The organism is uncultured Boseongicola sp. (assembly GCF_937988555.1).
In the GTDB taxonomy this organism is placed as follows: Bacteria; Pseudomonadota; Alphaproteobacteria; order Rhodobacterales; family Rhodobacteraceae; genus Boseongicola.
Map to the genome: position 1 here is coordinate 1 of NZ_CALJXO010000014.1, position 4,621 is coordinate 4,621.

General features: G+C 56.6%; 5 protein-coding genes, 1 tRNA gene and 2 pseudogenes. 5 read left to right on the forward strand and 3 right to left on the reverse strand.

Going from position 1 to position 4,621, the window contains the following annotated elements:
• Positions 1-141: pseudogene (gene tuf / locus Q1B15_RS00720) on the forward strand (elongation factor Tu); the annotation flags it as partial.
• A gap of 99 nt (positions 142-240) precedes the next feature.
• Here the strand turns inward: tuf and Q1B15_RS00725 are convergent.
• A complete protein-coding gene (locus tag Q1B15_RS00725; protein ID WP_299748661.1) occupies positions 241-423 on the reverse strand; it encodes a hypothetical protein in 183 nt (60 codons plus the stop codon).
• A 1,597-nt stretch (positions 424-2,020) separates the two neighbouring features.
• On the opposite strand from Q1B15_RS00725, the gene Q1B15_RS00730 reads away from it, so the two are divergent.
• The 3 genes from Q1B15_RS00730 to nusG all read left to right on the forward strand — a co-directional run bounded on the left by Q1B15_RS00730 (position 2,021) and on the right by nusG (position 3,103).
• Positions 2,021-2,096 (forward strand) — tRNA-Trp (locus tag Q1B15_RS00730).
• A 120-nt stretch (positions 2,097-2,216) separates the two neighbouring features.
• Positions 2,217-2,408, forward strand: coding sequence for a preprotein translocase subunit SecE (gene secE, locus Q1B15_RS00735; protein ID WP_299748664.1), 192 nt, complete (start codon positions 2,217-2,219; stop codon positions 2,406-2,408).
• A gap of 158 nt (positions 2,409-2,566) precedes the next feature.
• Positions 2,567-3,103 (forward strand): transcription termination/antitermination protein NusG, encoded by a 537-nt coding sequence (gene nusG / locus Q1B15_RS00740; protein ID WP_299748667.1) that lies wholly within the window; start codon positions 2,567-2,569, stop codon positions 3,101-3,103.
• Positions 3,104-3,115: 12 nt separating this feature from the next.
• Here nusG and Q1B15_RS00745 read toward each other — a convergent pair whose 3' ends face one another.
• Positions 3,116-3,913 carry an alpha/beta hydrolase gene (locus Q1B15_RS00745; RefSeq protein ID WP_299748670.1) on the reverse strand — a complete coding sequence of 266 codons (798 nt, stop codon included), beginning with the start codon at positions 3,911-3,913 and terminating at the stop codon, positions 3,116-3,118.
• A 238-nt stretch (positions 3,914-4,151) separates the two neighbouring features.
• Complete coding sequence (locus Q1B15_RS00750) at positions 4,152-4,298, reverse strand: hypothetical protein (RefSeq protein ID WP_299748673.1); 147 nt, start codon at positions 4,296-4,298, stop codon at positions 4,152-4,154.
• Between the two features lie 232 nt (positions 4,299-4,530).
• Between Q1B15_RS00750 and Q1B15_RS00755 the strand changes: the two are divergent.
• A pseudogene (locus Q1B15_RS00755) lies at positions 4,531-4,621 on the forward strand (50S ribosomal protein L11); the annotation flags it as partial.

The window sequence follows — 4,621 nt, forward strand, 5'->3', positions numbered from 1 at the left end:
GAGATGGTGATGCCTGGCGACAACGTGTCGTTCACGGTTGAGCTGATCGCACCTATCGCGATGGAAAACGGCCTGCGCTTTGCGATCCGCGAAGGCGGCCGCACTGTTGGGGCTGGTGTCGTCTCGAAGATCATCGATTAATCGGTGTTTGCGGCTGCCCGAGGCCAGCCAAAAAAATAGCTAGGCCCGCGCCGAAACGCGCGGGCTTTTTTTGCATTAAAGATCGCGTTTGTGGTCCGATTACAGAATATTGCGGACGCTGGAAACGTCAGCTTCGCCGAATTTCTCGGTATAACCCCAGAAGTATTCGACAAGGCGCACAAGAAGGCTGGAAGTATTGCTTTGAATGATTGGTGTCAGCGAAGTGTCAGCCGCCTTGCAGGCGAAAGTGTCGATCATCGGAGATGTTTGAGCGTCTAGCATTTTTAACCTCATTACTTTAGCTGATGTTTGTCTTAAACCTATGGTGGCGCACGGCCCCGTGCTTGAACGAACGCTTGCCAATCGCTTGGAACTTCGCTTTTCAGATGCACCCGCTTGTCTTTGATCTACGTGTTCGGCTGATCGAAAACCGCTCACGCGTGGTGCCAAAAGACGAATTGATCGAGGTCGTCTGGCGTGGTCGAGTGATGTCCGATGGGAGCTTGAATTCGCGGGTGAACGCGGCTCGGCGCGCCTGGGGGGCACTGACGAGGTCTAGGCGGTGACCAAAAAGAGGCTTTCGCTTTGTGGCCGATGTCATTTCTGCGAGCGAACGAGCGCACGATACTCAAACAGTCGTGCAGTCTCAGCCTGAAAGAGGTCCATCCCCAACCGTCTTGCCGTTCAGCAACCTCGGGGTTTATAGACCATATGAGTTTCTTGCTGATGGCCTAACGGAAGACGTTGTTACCGCGCTTTCTTTGGGACCGACCGCAGTACGACATTTGCCCTGAAATCCGAAAAACCGACCCAGGTAAAGTCGCGGAGGAGATGGGTGTTCTCTATATTCTCCTAGGTCGCGTTCAAAGCTCTGGAGTCCGGATACGGGTGAATCTCCGACTGCTCGACACCGAAGCCGGTTCGCAGCTGTGAAGTGAACGCGACGATCGGGATCTGACCGATATCTTCGAGGTTCAGGATGAGCCAACAGAACGCTTTGTAGGGCATCTATCGCCCGAGCTTTGCGCGGCCGAGCACGCGCGCCTGAAACGCTGTCATCCCAAAGTCCTCGATGCGTGGGAATGCTTCGTCAATACGTTGCACCACTATGGTCAGCGGTCGCAAGAGGGCAGCAAGGCCGCGATCGAGCTCCGTAAAGCAGGCGATATTGGTTGATCCTGACTATTCTCAGGCACCTGGGCTTTATGCGACCATCCTTGCATGGCGGACGATCCAACATTGGGACCCAATGGAGCCCACACTGCAAACGGCCCGTGCGGCCTCTGATCGCGCGTTGCTTGCGGATTCGAATGACCCGTGGGCCTCAATCGGGCGTAAATACGTTTCGATCTTTGCGCGTGAGGGCGACGCCGCCATTCTCAAATATGGTCGCCCCGTCGATCTCAGCCCGAATTTTGCATATGCCCGGGGATTGCGGTTCTGTCGCTTACGCACAGCAAAAAAGCCCTTGCGCTTGGTCCGCGCGATACTTTCATCTTTAAATTCTATCTGTATCTATCAATCGCGAAATTCCAGGCCGGTAACTACAAGGCTTCCGCGACTGCAGCGGAGAAGGCCATCCAGTTGAAGCCAGCTCATCCAAGTTCTCATATGTTTAGACCTGCGAGCTTTGCTCTCGCTGATGAAGCAGAACTGGCAGGTGCTGCGGATCGCGAGTTTCTTGCCCTGGTGCCGCACGCCCGCGTATCGCAGATTCAGGAATCAATCCAAGGATCGGCTAGGGTTTTCAGATGGGTTTCGAAAAGCTGGGCTGCCAGAATTGCGACTGCGCGCGAACTTGATACGCCTAGCAATCGATTGCGGCCTAAGAACCCGCTTGATTCCAAACCCACGAGCGTCTAACCACACCCTTGGTCTTAGGGGTTTAGCTCAGTTGGTAGAGCATCGGTCTCCAAAACCGAGGGTCGTGGGTTCGAGTCCCTCAGCCCCTGCCAAGACCTCCACTTCACAAAATCCGCGCGGTGCGCCACTACACCTGAACGCGTCGCAGCCAAGGGTTGAAACCCGGCGCGGGAGCGCGTATCTGCACCTTCGATCTGACAAAGAGTATTCTAATGGCTAATCCGCTTCAATTCGCCCAGCAAACACGCGCCGAAATCGCCAAGGTCGTTTGGCCATCGCGTCGCGAAGTTGTGCTGACCTCGTCAATGGTCTTCCTGCTGTCGATATTGACGGCTGCGTTCTTCTTTCTGGTCGACTTTTTGATCCGTCAGGGCCTGCAAGGCATCCTGTCAATGTTCGGCTAAAACGCTGGCCTGGCCCGTTCGGGCTTGCTTTTCTTCCCACGGGCACTTGAATTCCGGCGGCCTCATCGGTATTGCCACTGATGTTGAGGCGTGCACAGAGTTGCACGCCCCTTTTATTTCCGGGCGACCGGACAAAGCGACAAAGGACGGACAGACCCATGGCGAAGCGCTGGTATTCAGTAAGCGTGCTCTCAAATTTCGAAAAGAAAATTGCTGAGCAAATCCGTCATTCCGCGATTGATTCCGGGCTTGAGGAACAGATCGAAGAAGTTCTGGTCCCGACCGAAGAAGTCATCGAAATCCGTCGCGGCAAGAAAGTCACTGCGGAGCGTCGCTTTATGCCCGGCTATGTTCTTGTCCGCATGGAAATGTCCGACGAAGGCTATCACTTGATCAACTCGATAAACCGCGTCACCGGCTTTCTTGGTCCGCAGGGGCGTCCGATGCCAATGCGCGACAGCGAAGTGCAGGCGATCCTTGGTCGCGTTGAAGAAGGCGAAAGCGGAGCGCCGAAGCTGCTTATTTCGTTCGAGATTGGCGAGAAAGTCAAAGTCAACGACGGCCCGTTCGAAGATTTCGACGGCACTGTGGAAGACGTCGACGACGACAACCAGCGCCTCAAGGTGTCGGTGTCGATCTTTGGCCGCGCGACCCCGGTCGAGCTGGAGTTCACGCAGGTGTCTAAGCAGACATAAGTCTGGCGACGCTTACTCAGTCACAAGCGCAAGCCTGTCCAGCCAGTCCCTGATCAGGGACTGGAACACTTCCGGGCGCTCCCATGCCACGGCGTGACCTGCTGCATCAAGCACAGCAAGGCTGGCGCGCGGGTACTGTGGCAATAGGTCGATCCCGTCCAGATACCCCGACATGCTGTCTTGCCGACCGAGAATGATCACGGTTGGCCCATCATGGCCGGATGTCTCGCCGTTCATCTCGTTTGAAAAGTGGAATGCGCTGAAGACACGCTGCTCTTGTGCGTGGTCATACAGGGCAACTGCAGGAATGTTACTGCGCTCCGCCATATCGAGAGGTCTTTGGTTCTGAATGACCATTAAATTGTCGAACCGATCGATCTGGTTCTCGGCCAAACCCTCGCGCAGTGATGGGTCCGCGACCAGAACCTCATGAGCTGGCAGCCGTGCGGGATCGCTGCCCGGCGCGCCACCCGGCACGACCAGGCCAAGCCCCAGAACCAGCTCGGGACGGCGGCTGGCCATGCCGCTGGCGAGATAGCTGCCGCGACTTTCGCCAATGACGCCGAAGCGCTGGCCCGGCAAAAGAGCGTCGGCAAAGGTGACCAGAGCGTCCAGCACATCGTCCATCGAGCGGATCGTGCCCTGCGGCGGGCTAGCCCCGTGTCCGGGTAGATCGACATAGACACGCTGCCACCCGCCCAAAGTTTCGAACACTGGCTCAAGGCTTTCCATCATATGGCGGTGATCAAGGCGCACACCATGCAGGATCAACAGCGGTGTTCCGTGTCCAACGATGACATGGTTCAGCATGCAGGGGTCTCCTATGCCGGCGGCAGCGGCCTCGGTTTGCCGTCCTCGTCGATAGCGACGAACGCAAAATTGCTTCGGTTACCTTTTCGCGTGCGCCAAAACGATCCCGCAAAACCCAGGCCTCCAATCCAACGCCCATTGACGTCCGGCCTTCGCGCTCGATCCTTGCATAGACACCACAGAATGGCACCGAGATGGACCGGACGAATGAACTTCATTGCGTCCACGGCCACAGTCGCTACATGCTCCCGACCGCGCTGCCCGCAGGGATATCCATCTGCGACAAAACCCAGCCGCCAAAGATGTCGCCCGAGACGTTCACATCCGCGGGCATGGCAAGCGTGCGCAGGGACAGATCGCCTTTTGGTGCAATATCGTCGGTCATTGGTGGTCCCCTTTCGGGTATCGCTGGGCATCACGGTCGGAATTTCCACCCATGATTTCAGCGCGAACGCCCTAGAATCGCTTGCAATACACATCGCCTCGATATACGCGTCGCCAGTCCCCGAAAAGGGATTCCCATGTGGGAGGCGATGGCATCGCGATGTCCCAAGCCGCACCACATCGACATAGCTGTTCAGACGCGTCTGAAAAGCGTTGCAAAAAGGAGATGGCCAATGGCCAAGAAAGTAATCGGGCAACTGAAGTTGCAAGTGCCCGCCGGACAAGCAAACCCTTCACCGCCGGTTGGACCGGCGCTGGGTCAGC

Bases quoted from the DNA above. Each gene is read 5' to 3' on its own strand.
- secE (WP_299748664.1), top strand. From the start codon at position 2,217: ATGGCTAATCCGCTTCAATTCGCCCAGCAAACACGCGCCGAAATCGCC.
- Q1B15_RS00725 (WP_299748661.1), bottom strand. From the start codon at position 423: ATGCTAGACGCTCAAACATCTCCGATGATCGACACTTTCGCCTGCAAG.
- nusG (WP_299748667.1), top strand. From the start codon at position 2,567: ATGGCGAAGCGCTGGTATTCAGTAAGCGTGCTCTCAAATTTCGAAAAG.
- Q1B15_RS00750 (WP_299748673.1), bottom strand. From the start codon at position 4,298: ATGACCGACGATATTGCACCAAAAGGCGATCTGTCCCTGCGCACGCTT.
- Q1B15_RS00745 (WP_299748670.1), bottom strand. From the start codon at position 3,913: ATGCTGAACCATGTCATCGTTGGACACGGAACACCGCTGTTGATCCTG.